The 16,599-nt window shown below is 68.2% G+C and carries 18 protein-coding genes; 10 read left to right on the forward strand and 8 right to left on the reverse strand.

The annotated features are described in order from the left end of the window. Positions 1–8: 8 nt before the first annotated feature. From hisF to ABIB58_RS07220, 7 genes are all read left to right on the forward strand, one after another. Positions 9–776 carry an imidazole glycerol phosphate synthase subunit HisF gene (hisF, locus tag ABIB58_RS07190; protein ID WP_045811876.1) on the forward strand — a complete coding sequence of 256 codons (768 nt, stop codon included), beginning with the start codon at positions 9–11 and terminating at the stop codon, positions 774–776. 172 nt (positions 777–948) lie between these two features. Beyond that, the gene (gene hisIE / locus ABIB58_RS07195) at positions 949–1,572 is read left to right on the forward strand and encodes a bifunctional phosphoribosyl-AMP cyclohydrolase/phosphoribosyl-ATP diphosphatase HisIE (RefSeq protein WP_045811875.1); all 624 of its coding nucleotides are present in this window, start codon (positions 949–951) and stop codon (positions 1,570–1,572) included. Between the two features lie 48 nt (positions 1,573–1,620). Continuing rightward, positions 1,621–3,081 carry a glucose-6-phosphate dehydrogenase gene (gene zwf / locus ABIB58_RS07200; RefSeq protein WP_354039976.1) on the forward strand — a complete coding sequence of 487 codons (1,461 nt, stop codon included), beginning with the start codon at positions 1,621–1,623 and terminating at the stop codon, positions 3,079–3,081. Next, complete coding sequence (gene pgl, locus ABIB58_RS07205; protein WP_045811873.1) at positions 3,074–3,790, forward strand: 6-phosphogluconolactonase; 717 nt, start codon at positions 3,074–3,076, stop codon at positions 3,788–3,790. The genes zwf and pgl overlap by 8 nt, the downstream gene beginning before the upstream one ends. Position 3,791: 1 nt before the next feature. Next, on the forward strand, positions 3,792–5,681 hold the full coding sequence (gene edd / locus ABIB58_RS07210) for a phosphogluconate dehydratase (RefSeq protein ID WP_354039978.1): 1,890 nt from the start codon (positions 3,792–3,794) through the stop codon (positions 5,679–5,681). A 30-nt stretch (positions 5,682–5,711) separates the two neighbouring features. Next, positions 5,712–6,683, forward strand: coding sequence for a glucokinase (gene glk, locus ABIB58_RS07215; protein WP_354039980.1), 972 nt, complete (start codon positions 5,712–5,714; stop codon positions 6,681–6,683). Between the two features lie 90 nt (positions 6,684–6,773). Next, positions 6,774–7,079 carry a hypothetical protein gene (locus ABIB58_RS07220; protein ID WP_055752822.1) on the forward strand — a complete coding sequence of 102 codons (306 nt, stop codon included), beginning with the start codon at positions 6,774–6,776 and terminating at the stop codon, positions 7,077–7,079. An 80-nt stretch (positions 7,080–7,159) separates the two neighbouring features. Here ABIB58_RS07220 and ABIB58_RS07225 read toward each other — a convergent pair whose 3' ends face one another. Further along, positions 7,160–7,522, reverse strand: coding sequence for a hypothetical protein (locus ABIB58_RS07225; RefSeq protein WP_055803365.1), 363 nt, complete (start codon positions 7,520–7,522; stop codon positions 7,160–7,162). Beyond that, on the reverse strand, positions 7,519–8,814 hold the full coding sequence (hmgA, locus tag ABIB58_RS07230; RefSeq protein WP_354039983.1) for a homogentisate 1,2-dioxygenase: 1,296 nt from the start codon (positions 8,812–8,814) through the stop codon (positions 7,519–7,521). The genes ABIB58_RS07225 and hmgA overlap by 4 nt, the downstream gene beginning before the upstream one ends. 114 nt (positions 8,815–8,928) lie before the next feature. Between hmgA and ABIB58_RS07235 the strand changes: the two genes are divergently transcribed. Continuing rightward, a complete protein-coding gene (locus tag ABIB58_RS07235) occupies positions 8,929–9,432 on the forward strand; it encodes a GNAT family acetyltransferase (protein WP_354039985.1) in 504 nt (167 codons plus the stop codon). Here ABIB58_RS07235 and ABIB58_RS07240 read toward each other — a convergent pair. Further along, the gene (locus ABIB58_RS07240; protein WP_045811868.1) at positions 9,429–9,686 is read right to left on the reverse strand and encodes an Lrp/AsnC ligand binding domain-containing protein; all 258 of its coding nucleotides are present in this window, start codon (positions 9,684–9,686) and stop codon (positions 9,429–9,431) included. The two genes, ABIB58_RS07235 and ABIB58_RS07240, sit on opposite strands and share 4 nt — an antisense overlap. Between ABIB58_RS07240 and ABIB58_RS07245 the strand changes: the two genes are divergently transcribed. Beyond that, positions 9,673–10,539, forward strand: a complete 867-nt coding sequence (locus ABIB58_RS07245) for an alpha/beta hydrolase (protein WP_354039988.1) — start codon at positions 9,673–9,675, stop codon at positions 10,537–10,539. The genes ABIB58_RS07240 and ABIB58_RS07245 overlap by 14 nt on opposite strands. A gap of 196 nt (positions 10,540–10,735) precedes the next feature. Beyond that, positions 10,736–11,416, forward strand: coding sequence for a bifunctional 4-hydroxy-2-oxoglutarate aldolase/2-dehydro-3-deoxy-phosphogluconate aldolase (locus tag ABIB58_RS07250; protein ID WP_354039990.1), 681 nt, complete (start codon positions 10,736–10,738; stop codon positions 11,414–11,416). Positions 11,417–11,430: 14 nt separating this feature from the next. On the opposite strand, the gene ABIB58_RS07255 is transcribed toward ABIB58_RS07250, so the two are convergent. The 5 genes from ABIB58_RS07255 to ABIB58_RS07275 form a co-directional block, all read right to left on the reverse strand. Continuing rightward, the gene (locus ABIB58_RS07255) at positions 11,431–11,943 is read right to left on the reverse strand and encodes a periplasmic heavy metal sensor (RefSeq protein WP_354039992.1); all 513 of its coding nucleotides are present in this window, start codon (positions 11,941–11,943) and stop codon (positions 11,431–11,433) included. Then, positions 11,940–12,341 (reverse strand): hypothetical protein, encoded by a 402-nt coding sequence (locus ABIB58_RS07260; protein ID WP_354039994.1) that lies wholly within the window; start codon positions 12,339–12,341, stop codon positions 11,940–11,942. Before ABIB58_RS07260 ends, ABIB58_RS07255 begins: the two co-directional genes overlap by 4 nt. Further along, a complete protein-coding gene (locus tag ABIB58_RS07265) occupies positions 12,338–12,910 on the reverse strand; it encodes an RNA polymerase sigma factor (protein WP_354039996.1) in 573 nt (190 codons plus the stop codon). Before ABIB58_RS07265 ends, ABIB58_RS07260 begins: the two co-directional genes overlap by 4 nt. A gap of 65 nt (positions 12,911–12,975) precedes the next feature. Then, positions 12,976–13,617, reverse strand: a complete 642-nt coding sequence (locus ABIB58_RS07270) for an EF-hand domain-containing protein (RefSeq protein ID WP_354039998.1) — start codon at positions 13,615–13,617, stop codon at positions 12,976–12,978. Between the two features lie 47 nt (positions 13,618–13,664). Further along, positions 13,665–16,595 (reverse strand): bifunctional [glutamine synthetase] adenylyltransferase/[glutamine synthetase]-adenylyl-L-tyrosine phosphorylase, encoded by a 2,931-nt coding sequence (locus ABIB58_RS07275; protein WP_354040000.1) that lies wholly within the window; start codon positions 16,593–16,595, stop codon positions 13,665–13,667. Between the last annotated feature and the right edge of the window lie 4 nt (positions 16,596–16,599).

Here is a 16,599-nt window from a genome sequence, read left to right on the forward strand (position 1 = left end):
GCGGTCAGATGACCGCTCGGCGGATCATCCCCTGCCTGGACGTAAAGGACGGCCGGGTGGTCAAGGGCGTGAAGTTCGTCGGTCACACCGACATGGGCGACGCGGCCGAGCTGGCCGCCCGCTATCGCGATGCGGGTGCCGACGAACTGGTCTTCTACGACATCACCGCCAGTCCCGAAGGGCGGACGCTGGACTACGGCTGGATCAAGGACATCGCCCGACTGCTGGACATTCCTTTCTGCGTCGCCGGCGGCATTCGCACCGTGGAGCAGGCGGCGCGCTGCCTGGACCACGGGGCGGACAAGGTCTCGATCAACTCTCCCGCCTTGGAACGGCCCGAACTGATCGCCGACATGGCTGCGCGGCTGGGCAGCCAATGCGTCGTCGTCGGCGTCGACAGCCGGTTCGAAGACGGCGACTGGGTGGTCCACCAATACACCGGCGACGCGTCCGCGCGCCGCCTCGCCGGCAAACGCACCCTGGACTGGCTGGACGAGGCGCAGAGCCTGGGCGCCGGAGAGATCGTGCTGAACTGCATCGATCAGGACGGGGTTCGGCGCGGCTATGACATCGAGCAACTGTCCGCCGCGCGAGCACGCCTGACCATTCCCCTGATCGCCTCGGGCGGCGCCGGCGCGCCCGAGCATTTCAAGGCTGTGTTCGAACAGGCCGACGTCTCCGGCGCCCTGGCCGCCAGCGTGTTCCACACCGGCGCCATCGCCATTCCCGACCTGAAGATCTATCTGGCGCAGCAAGGGTTGGAGATGCGCACATGATCCTCCCCCGAGAAGCGCAGCGGAACGGGGGAGGGGGACCGCGAAGCGGTGGAGGGGGCGACCTCAGACACTGTCTCGCGACATTCAGCACCTTGCCCGATTTCGCCCCCTCCACCGCGCTGCGCGCGGTCCCCCTCCCCCGCTTCGCGGTGGAGGATCAGGAACAACGACCATGATCGACCCGAACACCATCGACTTCGCCAAGGGCGACGGCCTGGTCCCTGTCGTGGTTCAGGACTCCGCGACGCTGCAGGTCCTGACCCTGGCCTATATGGATCGCGCGGCGCTGGACGAGACGATCGCCTCCGGCGAAGCTACCTTCTTCTCACGCTCGCGCGGGGGGCGTTGGAGAAAAGGCGAGACCTCGGGCGACCGGCTTTACGTCGTCTCCATCACGGCCGACTGCGACGCCGACGCCATCGTGTTGGGCGTCAGGCCGGTCGGAAACGCCTGCCACCTGAACCGAACGAGCTGTTTCGGAGAGGCCGACGCGCCGGGCTTGGGTCGGATCGCCCGGCTGGAGCGAACCATCGCCAAACGGGCCGCTGCCGATCCGTCCGAAAGCTGGACCGCCCGACTGGTCGCGCAGGGGCCCAAACGCATCGCCCAGAAGGTCGGCGAAGAGGGCGTGGAGACCGCTCTGGCCGGCGTCGCCGGCCCGGACGAGGAACTCGCCAGCGAGGCTGCGGATTTGATCTATCACCTGCTCGTTCTTCTCCATGCCCGTAACATGGTGTTTCAGGACGTGCTGGACGTGTTGGCCTCGCGAGCGGAAGCGGCCAAAGACAGCGGCTAGACCGTAAAGGCGTGCGTCCCGACAAATGGGATCATCGAGGGACAAGACATGGCGGCTCTCATTCTGTTTGGCGGTGGCGGCGATCTGGCGATGCGCATGCTCCTGCCGTCGCTCTACTTCCTCGAACACGACGGCCTTCTGCCTGAAGGACTGAAGATCATCGGCGCCGCGCGTTCGGAAGAGAGCGCCTACGACTATATCGCCAAGGTGCACGAGGCGGTGAAGGCGCGCGCCGAGGCGGACAAGGTTTGGGACGAAGCCAGCTGGTCGCGGATGAAGGCCCGCCTGGACTATCTGGCGGTGGACGCCACCTCGCCCGAAAGCCTGAAGCCGCTGAAGGACAAGGTCGGCGACGGCGAGGTCACCTCCTTCCTGGCCGTATCCCCTTCGCTCTATGCCCGCATCGTCACGGCGATGAAGGCGGCGGGCCTTGCCGAAAAGAACTGCCGCATCGTGCTGGAAAAGCCGGTCGGGCGCGACCTGAAGTCCTTCCTCGAAATCGACGACGCCGTGGCCCACGCCTTCAGCGAGAACCAGGTGTTCCGCATCGACCACTATCTGGGCAAGGAGACGGTCCAGAACCTGATCGCGCTGCGGTTCGGCAACACGATCTTCGAGCCGCTGTGGAACAACCTGTCCATCGACCACGTGCAGATCACGATCGGTGAGACGGTGGGGGTCGGCGACCGCTGGCCCTACTATGACGAATACGGCGCCCTGCGCGACATGCTGCAGAACCACATGCTGCAGCTGCTGTGCCTGGTGGCGATGGAGCCGCCCAGCGACCTGGACCCGGACTCGGTGCGCAACGAGAAGGTCAAGGTGCTGCGCTCCCTGCGCCCGATCACGCCTGACGAAGCCGAGCGCGTGACCGTGCGGGGTCAGTATGTGGCGGGCGTCTCGGAGGGCAAGCCGGCCAAGGGCTATGACGAGGAACGCGGCCAGCCGTCCGACACCGAAACCTTCGTCGCCGTTCGCGCCGACATCGACAACTGGCGCTGGGCAGGCGTGCCCTTCTTTATGCGGACCGGCAAGCGCCTGCCCGAGAAGCGCACCGAGATCGTCATCCAGTTCAAGCCGGTGCCCCACTCGATCTTCGACCGCGACGATCGCGGCGAGGTTCAGGCCAACCGGATGATCATCGAGCTGCAGCCCGAGGAAGACATCTCTCTGACGGTGATGAACAAGCGTCCGGGCCTGGATCAGCGCATGCAATTGCAGCCGATCAAGATGAGCCTGTCGTGGGGGGTGGACGGCAAGTCCGCCGCCCCGCCGCGTCGCCGCATCGCCTATGAGCGCCTGCTGCTGGACGCGATGGCGGGGGACTCGACCCTGTTCGTGCGGCGCGACGAGGCCGAGCAGGCCTGGAAATGGGTGGACGAGGTGTCTGAGGCCTGGGCCGAATCCGGTCTGAAGCCCGACGACTACGTCGCCGGAACCTGGGGCCCCGACAGCGCCGACATGCTGATGGCCCCCACCGGCCGCGACTGGAATACCACCGATGTCTGAGACCCCCGCCATCGAAGCCTTCGCCTCCGTCGAGGCTTGGGCCGAAGCCATCGCCGCGCGTCTGGCCGAAACGCTTGGCGCGTCCGTCCGTGATCACGGCCAGGCCCTGTTCGCCGGTCCCGGCGGTTCGACGCCCGCACCCGTTTATCGCCGCCTGGCGGCGACCGATCTGAAATGGTTTAAAATCGCCGTGACCCTGGTGGACGAGCGGTATGTGCCCGAGACCTCGCCGGACTCGAACGCCCGTCTGATCCGCGACGTGCTTCTTCAGGACAAGGCGGCGACGGCCCGCTTCATCCCGCTCTATACGCCCGAGGTCACCGTGGACCGCGCGGCCATCGTGGCGGCCAAGGCCCTGGCCGATGCCGGCGGGCGGTTCGATGCGGTGCTGCTGGGCATGGGCGAGGACGGCCATATTTGCTCCATGTTCCCCGAAAGCCCGACGCTGAAGACCCTGCTGACGCCGACGTTGAAGCCCACGGTGCTGGGCGTGCCGCATGGGCGCGACGGCATGGCGCCGACACTCGAACGGCTGTCGATTAACCTGCCCTATCTGATGTCTGCGGGCCGGGTGATCCTGGGCCTGAAGGGCGCCGCCAAGCGTCGTGTCTTCGAAGAACAGGCCCAGGGCGATCCCAATATCCAGCCCATCGCCGCCCTGATCGCCGCAGGCGTTCCCCTTGAAGTTCTGTGGACGGAGGAAGGCTGAAATGGCGCTTCATCCTACGGTCGCCGCGGTCACCGCCCGCATCGTCGAGAAAAGCCGCGAGACCCGCGCCGACTACATCCGTCGCATGGACGCCGCCCGCGACAGCGGCGCCGGACGCGCCAAGCTGAGCTGCGCCAACTGGGCCCACGCCTTCGCGGGCCAGACGATCGCCGATAAGCTGACGGCGATGGACGGGTCCAAGCCCAACCTCGGCATCGTCACCGCCTATAACGACATGCTGTCGGCCCACCAGCCGTTCGAGCGCTTCCCCGACGTGGTGCGCAAGGCCGTGCGCGAGGTCGGCGCCACGGCCCAGGTCGCCGGCGGCACCCCCGCCATGTGCGATGGCGTCACGCAGGGTCGTCCCGGCATGGAGCTGTCGCTGTTCAGCCGCGACCTGATCGCCATGTCGGCGGGCATCGCCCTGACCCACGACGCCTTCGACGCCGGTCTGATGCTGGGCGTGTGCGACAAGATCGTTCCGGGCCTGTTCATGGGCGCCCTGGCCTTCGGCCATCTGCCCGTCGTCTTCGCCCCGGCCGGCCCGATGCCGTCGGGCATTCCGAACGCTGAGAAGGCCCGGGTCCGGGCCGAATATGCGCAGAACAAGGTCGATCGTCAGACCCTGCTGGAAAGCGAGATCGGCAGCTATCACTCGCCCGGCACCTGCACCTTCTACGGCACCGCCAACTCCAACCAGATGATGATGGAGCTGGGCGGACTGCACATGCCCTCCACCGCCTTCGTCCATCCCGACACCGGCCTCCGCGACGCCCTGACGGCGGCGGCGGCGAAACGGGCGGTCGAACTGTCCCGCAGCGGTGAGTGCCGCATGGCCGACGTCATCGACGAGAAGTCCATCGTCAACATGATCGTGGCCTTGCTGGCCACCGGCGGCTCGACCAATCACGCCATCCACCTGGTCGCCATGGCGCGGGCGGCGGGCGTGCTGGTCGACTGGACCGACATGGACGAGCTGTCATCGGTCACGCCGTTGCTGGCGCGGGTCTATCCCAACGGCTCGGCGGATGTGAACGCCTTCCAGGCCGCTGGCGGCGTCGCCTTCATCGCGCGTGAGCTGGCGATGGCGGGCAATATCCACACCGACGTCACGACTATCATGGGTCGCGGAATCGAGGCCTATTTCCAGGAACCGTCGATGGTGGACGGCGAACTGGTCTGGCGCGATGGGGTCCAGGAAAGTCTCGATCTCGATATCCTGCGCCCGGCGTCCAATCCCTTCGACAAGGAGGGGGGGTTGCGTCTGGTTCAGGGTGACCTGGGTCGTGCGGTCATCAAGATCTCCGCCGTCAAACCCGAGAACCGCATCGTCGAGGCGCCCGCCGCCGTGTTTGAAACCCAGGAAGATGCGTTGCAGGCCTTCCGGGACGGCAAGCTGTTCCGCGACGTGGTCGTTGTCCTGCGCTTCCAGGGACCCAAGGCGAACGGCATGCCCGAACTGCACAGCCTGTCGCCGGCCCTGTCGGTCATCCAGGACAAGGGGTTCAAGGTCGCCTTCGTCACCGACGGCCGCATGTCGGGCGCCAGCGGCAAGACGCCGGCCGCCATCCACGTCTCGCCCGAGGCCCTGGCCGGCGGTCCGCTGGCCCATGTTCAGGACGGCGACATCATCCGCCTGGACGCCGAGGCCGGGGTTCTGACCACCGTCGGCGTTTCAGACCTGACCGCTCGTCCGCTGGCCGCCCGATCCGCCGTCAACGCCGAGGGTTCGTCCTGGGGCTATGGCCGTGAACTGTTCGGCGCCTTCCGCCATGTGGTCACCACGGCCGAACAGGGAGCTACGGTCTGTTTCGCCCTGCCGACTGGCTCGCGCGGCAACGACGACACCCCGCCCAATCCCAACTTCGTCGATCGGACCGTGGACGCCTGATCCACCGAACCGAGCGCAGGAAACGCCCCAATGAATGACAAGACCCTTCTCGTCGGCGATGTCGGCGGCACGAACGCCCGCTTCGCCGTAGCCCGAATGGTGGACGGCAAGCCCGTGCTGGACCACCACGAGAGCTTCCCGGCCGAGACCTATCCGACCTTCCTCGAAGGCGTCGCCGCCTTCATCGACGGCTGCGAGGTCAAGCCGACTGGCGGCGTGATCGCCGTCGCCGGCCCGGTCACGGACGGCGCCATCGACCTGACCAACTCGCCCTGGCAGGTGTCGGAGGCGGAGCTTCAGACCCTGGGCCTGAAACCCGTCAAGCTGATCAACGACTTCGAGGCCCTGGCCTGGGGCGCGCCAGTCGTACCGGAAGACCAGTTAGAAAGCCTGGGCGGTCCGGTCGACGGCGATCCGCACTGCACCGTCGCGGTGCTTGGCCCCGGCACCGGTTTCGGGGTCTCGGCCCTGGTGCGCGATGCAGCCGGCAAGGAAATGGCCATGCCGTCCGAGGGCGGGCACGCCTGCTTCCCCCCCGGCGATCCGGTCGAGGACGAAATCCTGCGCATCCTGCGTCGCCGCTATGACCGGGTGTCGATCGAGCGTCTGATCTGCGGGCCGGGGCTGCTGAACATGCACCGTGCCTTGGCCGAGATCGACGGGCGCGAGACCCACATCGACGATCCGGCTCAGATCACCGCAACGGCCCTGGCCGATCCGAACAGCCCGTGCGGCGCGACCCTGGCCCGCTTCTGCGCCATCCTGGGTGCGGTCGCCGGCGACATCGCCCTGACCACCGGCGCGCGCGGCGGCGTCTATATCGCCGGCGGCATTGTTCCGCGCATCTTGCCCTTCATCAAGGCCAGTCCCTTCCGCCAGCGCTTCGAACGCAAGGGCCGGTTCAAGGAATATATGGAGGACATCCCGACCAAGGTGATCATGCACAAACACGCCGCGCTTCTGGGCGCCGCGAGGGTCGCCTTCGCCCAGTCGGAGGGCTGACGCGACGGACGATCACGAAAATCTCACGGAGGCGTGAACCGAACCGTCACCGTAGCGTTTGAGAGTTTCCACCTAGGAGAGGAAACTCAAATGAAAAAGTTCGCCATCGCCGCCGCTTCGGTCTTCATGCTGGCCGGCGTCGCCGCCTGCGGTGAAAGCGCCGCCGACAAGGCCGCTGAAAAGCAAGCCGACGCCATCGAAGCGACGGGCGAAGCCCGCGCCGACCAGCTGGAATCGCAAGCCGCGACCGCTCCGACCGCCGCTCAGGCCGACGCCCTGAACGCTCAGGCCGATCAGGTCGAGAAGAACGCCGACCGCAAGGCCGACATGGTCGAGCAGCAAGCCGGCAACGCTGATGGCGGCGCTACGACGGCCAACACGCCTTCGACCCACTAAGGTCTGGCGACCGACTGAATCCGTTTACGGATGGATCAGCCCCCGTCGTTCGCGACGGGGGCTTTTTCGTGCCCGCGACCTCAGTCGATGCACAGGGTCGGGCCGGCCTTGCCGTCCTCGACCGTCGTATTGCAGCCGAAACGGTCGCTGGTCGCCTGGCAGACGCCGGTCGCCGCCGTCCCCGGCGCCACGCCGCTGTTGCCCTCGATGCGGCAGTCGCCCTGGCACTGATCGCCGTCGGTGCAGCGCTTGCCGGCGTCGGCATAGCTGATGACGCACTGCCAGGATTGCATCCGCCCGACCTGTTTCATCGTGCCGCCGCGCGTGGCGCAGGACGCGGCGTCGGCGCTCTGCATCGGCGCATCCGACGCCGCTCCCGTGGTCTGGGGCGAGCAGGCGGCGGCCAGCAGGGCGACGGCGGCGATGAGGGAAATGCGGATCATGACATCTGTCCTTTGGTGAAGCCTGACCAGACGTCGTCGTAGTCGAGCTGCATCTGCGGTGATTCCGACGCCCATTTCGTGACGCGGATCGGCATGCGCGTCTCGAACATGAAGGCCAGGGTGTTTTCGATCTTGTGGGGTTTGAGTTCGGCCTTGATCGCGCCGTCATAGCTGGCTTGATCGGGGCCGTGGCCGCTCATGCGGTTGTGCAGCGATGCGCCGCCTGGCGCGAATCCGCCCGCCTTGGCGTCATAGGCGCCGGTCACCAGACCCATGAACTCGCTCATCACGTTGCGGTGGAACCACGGCGGGCGGAAGGTGTCCTCGGCCACCATCCAGCGCGGCGGGAAGATGACGAAGTCGATATTGGCCGTGCCGGGCGTCTCGGACGGGCTGGTCAGGACGGTGAAGATCGACGGATCAGGGTGGTCGTAGCTGACGGTGTTGATCGTGTTGAAGCGCGCCGTGTCATAGCGGCAGGGCGCCAGATTGCCGTGCCAGGCGACGACGTCCAACGGGCTGTGATCGAAGGTCGTGGCCCACAGACGCCCGCCGTATTTCTGGACGCACTCGGTCGGGCGATCCACATCTTCAAAGGCCGCGATCGCGGTCTCGAAGTCGCGTGGATTGGCCAGGCCGTTCGACCCGATGGGGCCAAGATCCGGCAGGCGGAACGGGCTGCCGTAGTTCTCGCAGACATAGCCGCGCACGTCCCCCTCGACCTCGACGCGGAACCGCACGCCGCGCGGGATCAGGACGATGTGGCCCGGCTGGGCCTCGATCACGCCGAACTCGGTGACGAAGCGATGGTCGCCTTCTTGAGGCACGATCAGCAGTTCGCCGTCGGCGTCATAGAAGACCCGGTCGGTCATCGATCGGTTGGCGACATACAGGTGAATACCCGCCCCGGCCCCGCCGTCCGGTTCGCCGTTGCCGCCATAGGTCGTCAGCCCCTCGACCCAGTCGGTCGCACCCTGCGGCATCGGCAGCGGGTCCCAGCGCATCCGGTTGGGATTGGGCGGCGTCTCGTCGAACGGACCGGAGCGGACCCGCCCCTGATCGAAGGGGGTGTAAGGCCCATGCTGGGCCGACGGACGCAGGCGATACAGCCAACTGCGCCGGTTCTCGGCGCGCGGGGCGGTGAAGGCCGTGCCGGACAGCTGTTCGGCATACAGGCCCATCGGCGTCTTCTGCGGCGAGTTGCGACCCACCGGCAGGGCGCCGGGCGCGGCCTCGGTCGCGAAATGATTGCCGAAACCAGTCATGTAGGCGGGCGCGTTGGATCGCGTCATGTCGTGTCTCCCTATGCCCCTCGTTTAGCCGTCCCCGGCGCCAGCGTCACCCTTTGCCCATCAGGCAACAGCTTGGCGGTTGGCGCGTTGCTGTGGCCTCGCGGAGGGATTTCGATGACCTATCTGACCCGGGCGGTATTCGCCTTCGCTAGCCTGCTGCTGTTGCTGGCGGCCATGGCCCTGATCGGTTTCGGGGTGAAGGAGGCGCTGGCGGGCATCGGCTCGCCCGACAAGTCCGGCGCCGACGCGGTTCTGGACGTGCTGGGCTATGTCATCGTCGCCATCGCCGTCTTCGACGTGGCCAAATACATCTTCGAGGACGAGGTGCGACGCGGCAACGAGAAGCGCAGCGCCGCCGAGGCCCGGCGCAGCCTGACCAAGTTCCTGTCGACCATCGTCATCGCCCTATTCCTCGAAGGGCTGGTTGTCGTGTTCAAGACGGCGCGCGAGGATGTGGCGCAGCTGCTCTATCCCACCGCCCTTGTGGTCGCCTCGGTGCTGGTGCTTGTGGGCCTGGGCGTCTTCCAGCGCCTGTCGGCCACGGTCGAGGAAAAGGTCGGCGACGACGACGAGGCCGAGGACCGCAAGGACAAGGTCAAGCGAAAGGCCGCGCCCTAGACCTTCGAGGGCAGGAAGGGCGAGAAGGTGATGACGGTGAAGGTGTCGCGCACGTGCGGGCGGGTCTGGACCTGTTTCGTCACAAAGGTTCCGATGTCGGCGTCGCGCGGCAGGTTGAACTTGGCCAGCAGGTCGTGCTGACCCGAGGTGGAATAGACCTCCGAGACGTTCTCGACATTGTCCACGATATCGGCCGCCACGTCGTTGGCGTAGCCCAGCTCGCATTTGATGAAGACGAAGATGGCGGTCATCATGGCGGATCAGTCCTCTGGTTCGAGGGCGCTTCTAGCGGACGAAGACGTGACGGGTAAGCCGCAAGACACAGACGCCGTGCTGGAGGCGCAATACAACAACCGCGCCCTGGTCCCCGACCATCCCGCCGTGATGGCGCGCTGGAAGGCGGGATCGGAGACCGCCCGCGCCGCTCACCCGCCCCAGGTCCTGAAATACGGCCCAGGCGAGCGCGAGCGGATCGACTGGTTCGACGCCGGAGACGGCGCGCCGGTCGTGGTCTTCCTGCACGGCGGATACTGGCAGGCGCTGGATGCGAGCTGGTTCAGCTTCGTCGCGCCACCCCTGCTGGCCCACGGCGTCAGCGTCGCCATCCCGACCTATGACCTGGCGCCCAGCGTGCGGCTGAGCCGGATCGTCGATCAGATGCGGGCGGCGGTCGACCTGATCCGCTACCGCACCGGCGCCGCGCCCGTCGTCAGCGGCCATTCGGCGGGCGGGCATATGGCGGTCTGCCTGCTGGCGGACGGGCGGGCCTCGGCGGCGGTCGCCATCTCAGGCGTGTTCGATCTGGAGCCGCTGATCCCCACCTCGCTCAACGTCGCCCTGGACCTGAGCACGGCCGAGGCTGAGGCCCTGTCGCCGATCCACTGGCCGGCGCCCGCCGGAGCGGTTCTGGACTGCGTTGTCGGCGGTGCGGAAAGCGAGGCCTTCGTGCATCAGAGCCGCGCCATGGCCGCACGCTGGGGCGACGCCGGGGCGAAGACACGGTTCGAGGCTATGCCAGGCCTGAACCATTTCACGGTTCTGGATCCGCTTTTCGATGCCGAGAGCGCCTTGGTCAGGCGGCTGGCCGACCTGGCCCATCGACGCTGAGCGTCAATCAGACCCGGCGGCGAAAAATAGAGTCTAATTCGTCTAAGTCATATGAAATCCCCCGGATCACCCGGTCTGACAGATAGGCGCGGACACGCGAGCTTCAACCCGATGGCCGTTGCTAACGCGGTTTGACTTGACCTTGCGTCCGCGACAGCGGAGGTCGGACGCGAACCTATCGCAGAGGAACCCGTCCATGGCCCATGATCGCGTCAGCGTGCTTCAGGCGCTTCAGACCCAGGGCGTGTGCCCGGTCTTCTATCATCCCGACGCCGAGGTCAGCCTGAACGTCATCCGCGCCTGCGCGCGCGGCGGGGCGCCGGTGGTCGAGTTCACCAATCGCGGCGACTTCGCCTGCGACCTGTTCGGCGAGATCAATCGCGAACTGATCAAGACCGACCCCAACGTGGTGCTGGGCATCGGTTCGGTCGTCGATGCGGGCACGGCCTCGCTTTATCTGAACCGGGGCGCGCGGTTCGTGGTCAGCCCGTGCCTGATCCCCGACGTGGCCAAGGTCTGCAACCGTCGCATGGTCGCCTATTTCCCCGGCTGCGGGTCGGTGACCGACATCGGCGAGGCGCACGAACTGGGCTGCGACATCGTCAAACTGTTCCCCGGCTCGTCGGTCGGCGGACCGGACTTCGTCAAGGCGGTCAAGGGACCGATGCCCTGGGTCAAGATCATGCCCACCGGCGGCGTCGATCCGGACGAGGCGTCGATCGCCAAATGGTTCGGCGCGGGCATCGTCGCGGCGGGCATGGGCTCCAAGCTGGTGACCGATGACGCCGTCAAGTCGGGCGACTGGGCCGCCATCGAGGCGTCGGTGCGCGCGGCGGTGGACGCCGTCGCCGCCTTCCGCGCGTCCAGAAAGGGCTGAGCGCCCAAGCGCCGTCAGCGGGGCGCGCGGTCGTCCGGCTGACGGTGATCCGCCCCGTGGGCTGCGGCGCGACGAGCATTGCCCTTACGCTGAAGGATCGGGGCCAGGGCCTTGCGCTCCTCGGGGGTCAGCGTCGCCAGCACGGCGACCGCGCCGTTTTCCAGGCGCGTGCGGCCCCGCATCTCGGCGGCCCTGGACTGTTCCAGCAGGCTTTCGACGCGGGTCGCGTCCAGGGTCGGCTGACCGGCGACGTCGATGGCCTCGCGCCGGGCGGCGCGGGCCGCCTCGAAATCAGGACGCGCCGCCAGGGCCGATTCTCGCAGCGCGGTGCGCACGCGCTGACGCACGGCCGGGTCCAGATCAGCCAGCACCTCGGCCAGCGGTCCCTCGCGGCCCGGACGACGTTGATCCTCGATCCGGCGTTCGATCCGGTCGCGATTGACGACATAGGTGACCCCGCCCGCCACGGCGAACAGGTTCAGGGCCACCGAGACGGCCAGGGCGATCTTCAGGCTTTTGGACGTCATCCCAGCAATTCCGTGTCATCCACGCCCGTCAGCGAGGATTGATAAAGCACCGCATCGGCGCGCGCGTCGGCGGTCAGATGGGTGGTCAGGCCGACGCCGGCGACCACGCCCGCACAGGCCGCGGCGGCCCAACCGGCGCCCAGATACCAGATCGCCTTGCCCAGACGGCTTTTCGCCCGGGGTCCAGCCGCAAGAATGCGCGCCGTCAGGCCGGCGGACGGGACAGGGTTGGGCGCGGCGTCGAGCAGAGCGTCCAGCGCGGCCGCCTGATCCAGCACCGCCTTCAGCGACGGATCGGCGGCGATCAGGCTTTCGGCGAAGGCGCGCTCGGACGCGGGCCACCGACGCAGGTCGGCGCCGTAAGCGTCCGCCAGTTCGTGCAACCGTTCCGCCTTCATCGTCCGTCTCCTTTAATCGACCCCGGACCGATGTCCGAAAGGGCCAGACGCAATGCGCGACGACCGCGCGACAACAAACTCTCCAGCGCCTCGACGCTGATCTCCATCAGGGCCGCCGCCTCGATATTCGACAGCTCCTGATAATGGCACAGGACGATGGCCTCGCGCTGTCGGTCCGGCAGCCGTTTCAGGGCCGCCGTGACCCGCACGCCCGTCTCGGCCGCCAACAGACCGCGATCCGGCGCCGGGCCTTCGTCGGGACGATCCGGCGGCGTGTCGGTCGGGATTTCGCGCCGACGCCTCAGCCGATCGTAACAGAGGTTCAGCGCGACCCGGTGCAGCCAGGTGTCGAACCGGGCCTTGCCGGGCGTCCATTTGGGCGCCTGACGCCAGGCCTTGAGCATCGTCTCCTGGGCCACGTCCTCGGCCTCGACGGCGTCGCCCAGCATGCGCTGGGCCAGCGACAGGATGCGCGGCAACTTGCGCGAGACGAGCGTCTGCGCCGCCGCCGGGTCGCCCTGACCCACGCGTCGCACCAGATCCTCGTCGGGGTCGACGATCGCGACCAAACCTGCCTCTTCCGCTGCTGACGAAACGGACCGGTGCGTTCACGACGGCCGACCCCGACACCGTCTTACTCCGAAGCCGGGACGGGGGAAGCGGGTTGTTGTACCGGACGCTGCGCCTGGCGGGCCGCGCGGCGTTCCTGCCGTTGCTCACGCTGAGCAGACATGGCCGCCCGGCGCTCGTCGGCGGAGATCACGCCGTTGCGATCAGCGTCCATCTTGTCGAACCGCTCGCCCAGCTTGGCGGAGGCTTCGGCGATCACCACCGGCCCGCGTTCGCGTCCTTGTCCGCGCATGGCGCGATGCGCCCCGCCGCGACGACCCTCACGATGACCGGCACGCTCCGCGCGCGGACCGCGATCCGGGCGTGCGGCATGGCCGGCGTCGAACTCGGCCCGGCTGATGGAGCCGTCGCCGTTCGCATCCAGCTTGGCGAAGCGGTCGCCCGCGCGTTCGGCGCGACGGGCCTGCATGGCGGCGGCGCGCTCTTCGGGGCTGACAACGCCGTCGCGGTTCGTGTCAAGCGCCGTCAGACGCGCGATGCGCGCATCGACGAACTCGGCGCGGGTGATCTGGCGGTTCGGATCCGCGCGCGCATGATGCGGCGCGGGAGCGCCCTGGGCGGGAGCCGGCGGAACCTGTGCGGTCGCGGCGCCGGCGGCGGCGGCCAGAGCGATGACGCCCAGGCCGGTCAGAAAGGTGTTTCTCATCTCGATCATCTCCACGGGCGCGTTTGGCGCCCTTTGACATTGCCCTGTCAGGAGATTGAACGCGGCGTTGCAGATTCTCCGTCGCGGCCTGCTGGAACCGCACGCTCGAAGGCCTTTCGCGCCCGCGCGCGCAGGTCGGTCAGCTCGGTCTTCAGCGTGTCGAAGTCCGGCGCGCCGGCGGCCTCGGCCAGGCGCAGCTGGAAGACGCCGGGTTCGCCCTCCGGATCGACCCGCCCCTCGAAGGCGGCGGCCAGAAGGTGGGCCAGCCGCTGCTGCACACGCCAGGCCTCGGCCAGGACCGGGTCGTCGTGCAGGGCCTCAAGCGTCGACAGGATCAAGGGCTCGCCGATGGCGGCGGCCTGAAGCTGGCGGAACTGGGCGGCGAACTCGGCGTCCACCTGCCCGCCCGGCGACAGCTTCAAGTCCCAGAAGCCGTGCGGGCGACGCTCGCGATCCATCAGGGCGCGCATCTTTCGGACATCGGCGGCGACATCGACGCCGGGACGCGGGCGACGCAGGGCGGCCTCGATAGCCGCCGAAACCTGAGCGCCGAACTTGGGATCGCTGGCCCAGACCACGCGGGCGCGGGTCAGGACCATGAACTCCCACGTCTCCGCCTCCTTTTCGTAATAGGCGTCGAACGCCTTCAGCCGCACCGACACCGGCCCCTTGGAGCCGGTGGGGCGCAGGCGCATGTCCACCTCATAGAGGCCGCCTTCCGCCGTATGCGCCGACAGGGCCGCGATCAGCCGCTGCGTGAAGCGGGCGTAGAAGACGTCGGCGGTCCAGCCCTTGATCTCGGAGGTCGCCTCGGGCGGCGCCTCGTACAGGGTCATCAGATCCAGGTCCGATCCGGCCGTCATCTCGCGCGAGCCGGCCTTGCCCAAGGCGACCACCGCGACCGCGCCGGGGAAGGCGCCGCCCAGCCGTTCGGTCTCGGCCAGGGCGGCGGGCGACAGGGTGCGCATGGCGGCGTCGGCCAGGGCGGCATAGGCGCGGCCCGCCGCCTCGGCCCCCGCCCGGCCGGTCAGGGCGTGGATGCCGATGCGGAACATCTGCTCGCGATGCAGGCGGCGCACGGCGTTCATGGCCCCTTCGAAATCCTCGGTCTCGCCGGCCTCACGCAGCATCTGTTCGGTCAGACCGGTCTCTTCGGACAGATCGACCAGGAAGCGGGCGTCCAGCACGCCATCCAGCGCCGCCGGTTGCCGGCCGAGCGTCCGGGCGAGACGCGGCGCGAAGGCCATGACGCCCAGCACCATCTCGAACAGTTTGGGCTGGTTCAGGAACAGGGCCTGGACCTGCACGCCCGCCGCCAGGCCGGAGAAGAAGACCGCGAAACGCCGGAACGCCTCGTCCGGCGCACCGGACCGGGCCAGGGCCTCCAGCAGGCGCGGCGCCAGGCGGGTGAACAGTTCGCGCCCCCGCGCCGTGCGTGTCGCGGGGATGCGTCCGTGGTGCCAGCTGCGGATCGTGTCGGCGACCGACGGCGCCTCGGAAAAGCCCATGCGGCGCAGGGATTCCAGCGTCTCGGGATCATTCTCGACCCCGGTGAAGACCAGGCTGCCGTAGCTGGAATCCAGATCTTCGCCGCCCTCGAACAGTTCGCCATACCGGGCGTTGACCCGCGCCAGGAGGGCCTCGACCTTGGCGTCGAAGGCGGCCAGATCGTTCGAACCGGCCAGGGCGGCGACGGCGACGCGGCGCTCGGCGTCCTCGGGCAGGCGGTGGGTCTGCTCGTCGTCGAGCATCTGCACGCGGTGCTCCAGCCCGCGCAGCTCGACATAGGCGGCCGACAGTTCCTCGCAGACCGCCTGGGGCACGTGGCGCGCGTCGGCCAGGGCCTTCAACGCCTCCAGCGTGCGGGGCTTGCGCAAAGCCGGATCGCGGCCGCCCAGGATCAGTTGCTGGGTCTGGGCGTAGAATTCGATCTCGCGGATGCCGCCGCGTCCCAGCTTCAGATTGGCCCCGGCGGCCTGCAGTCCCGCGCCCGTCTTGTGGACGTGGATCTGTTTCTTGATCGACTGGATGTCGAGTACGGCCGCGTAGTCCAGGCTGCGCCGCCAGATGAAGGGGATCATGGCCTTCAGGAACCGGCCCGCCGCGCGCATGTCGCCGAGCACCGGACGCGCCTTGATGAAGGCCGCCCGCTCCCAGTTCTGGCCGACGCTCTCATAGTAGGCCAGAGCCATCGGCCCGGCGACGACCGGCGGGGTCGAGGACGGATCGGGCCGCAGCCGTAGATCGACGCGGAAGACATAGCCGTCGCCCGTCCGCTCGGTCAGCAGGGTGGCGATCCCCTTGCCGACGCGATTGGCGAAGTCCTGCATCTCCTCCCCCTCGCGCAGGGCCAGGCCCATCAGGCGCGGCTCGAAGAAGAGGGAGATGTCGATGTCGGACGAATAGTTCAGTTCGTTGGCGCCGTGCTTGCCCATCGCCAGGCCGAACAGGCCGGGGATGGGGCCGCGCGGATCGCCGGGCGGCGAGATCAGTCGGCCGCGCGCCCTCTGTTCGGCGGCGACGGCGCGCAGGGCGGCGCGGCAAGAGGCGTCGGCGAACCGGGACAGGGCTTCGGTGACCTGGTCCAGATCCCAAACCCCGCCCAGATCGGCCAGGGCGGTCAGCAGGTGCAGGTCGGCCTTCAGCACCCGCAGCGGGGCGCGCACCGCGTCCGGCTCGGCGTCCAGCGTGTCCGTGTCGCGAATGATCCGCTCCAGCGCCTCGACCGGATCGGCGTCCAGCAGGCTTCGCAGATGGGCGGGGCGACGCCGCATCAGACCGGCGAGATAGGGCGAGGCGCCGGCGACGGGGGCCAGGGCGGGCCAGGCGGCGTCTAGCGTCTCGCGCCAGCCGTCGGCGTCGGCGGCTTGGATCAGGGTTTCGTGCAGGCGGTCGGCGGCGGCCGTGTTGGCAACAGGTCCTGCGGGCTTGATCTTCTGGCCCAACCGGATCGGTGCGGAGGTTGCAGTATCGACCATTAAA

Origin of the sequence: Brevundimonas sp. UYEF29, assembly GCF_040546195.1 — a bacterium.
Lineage (GTDB): Bacteria > Pseudomonadota > Alphaproteobacteria > Caulobacterales > Caulobacteraceae > Brevundimonas > Brevundimonas huaxiensis.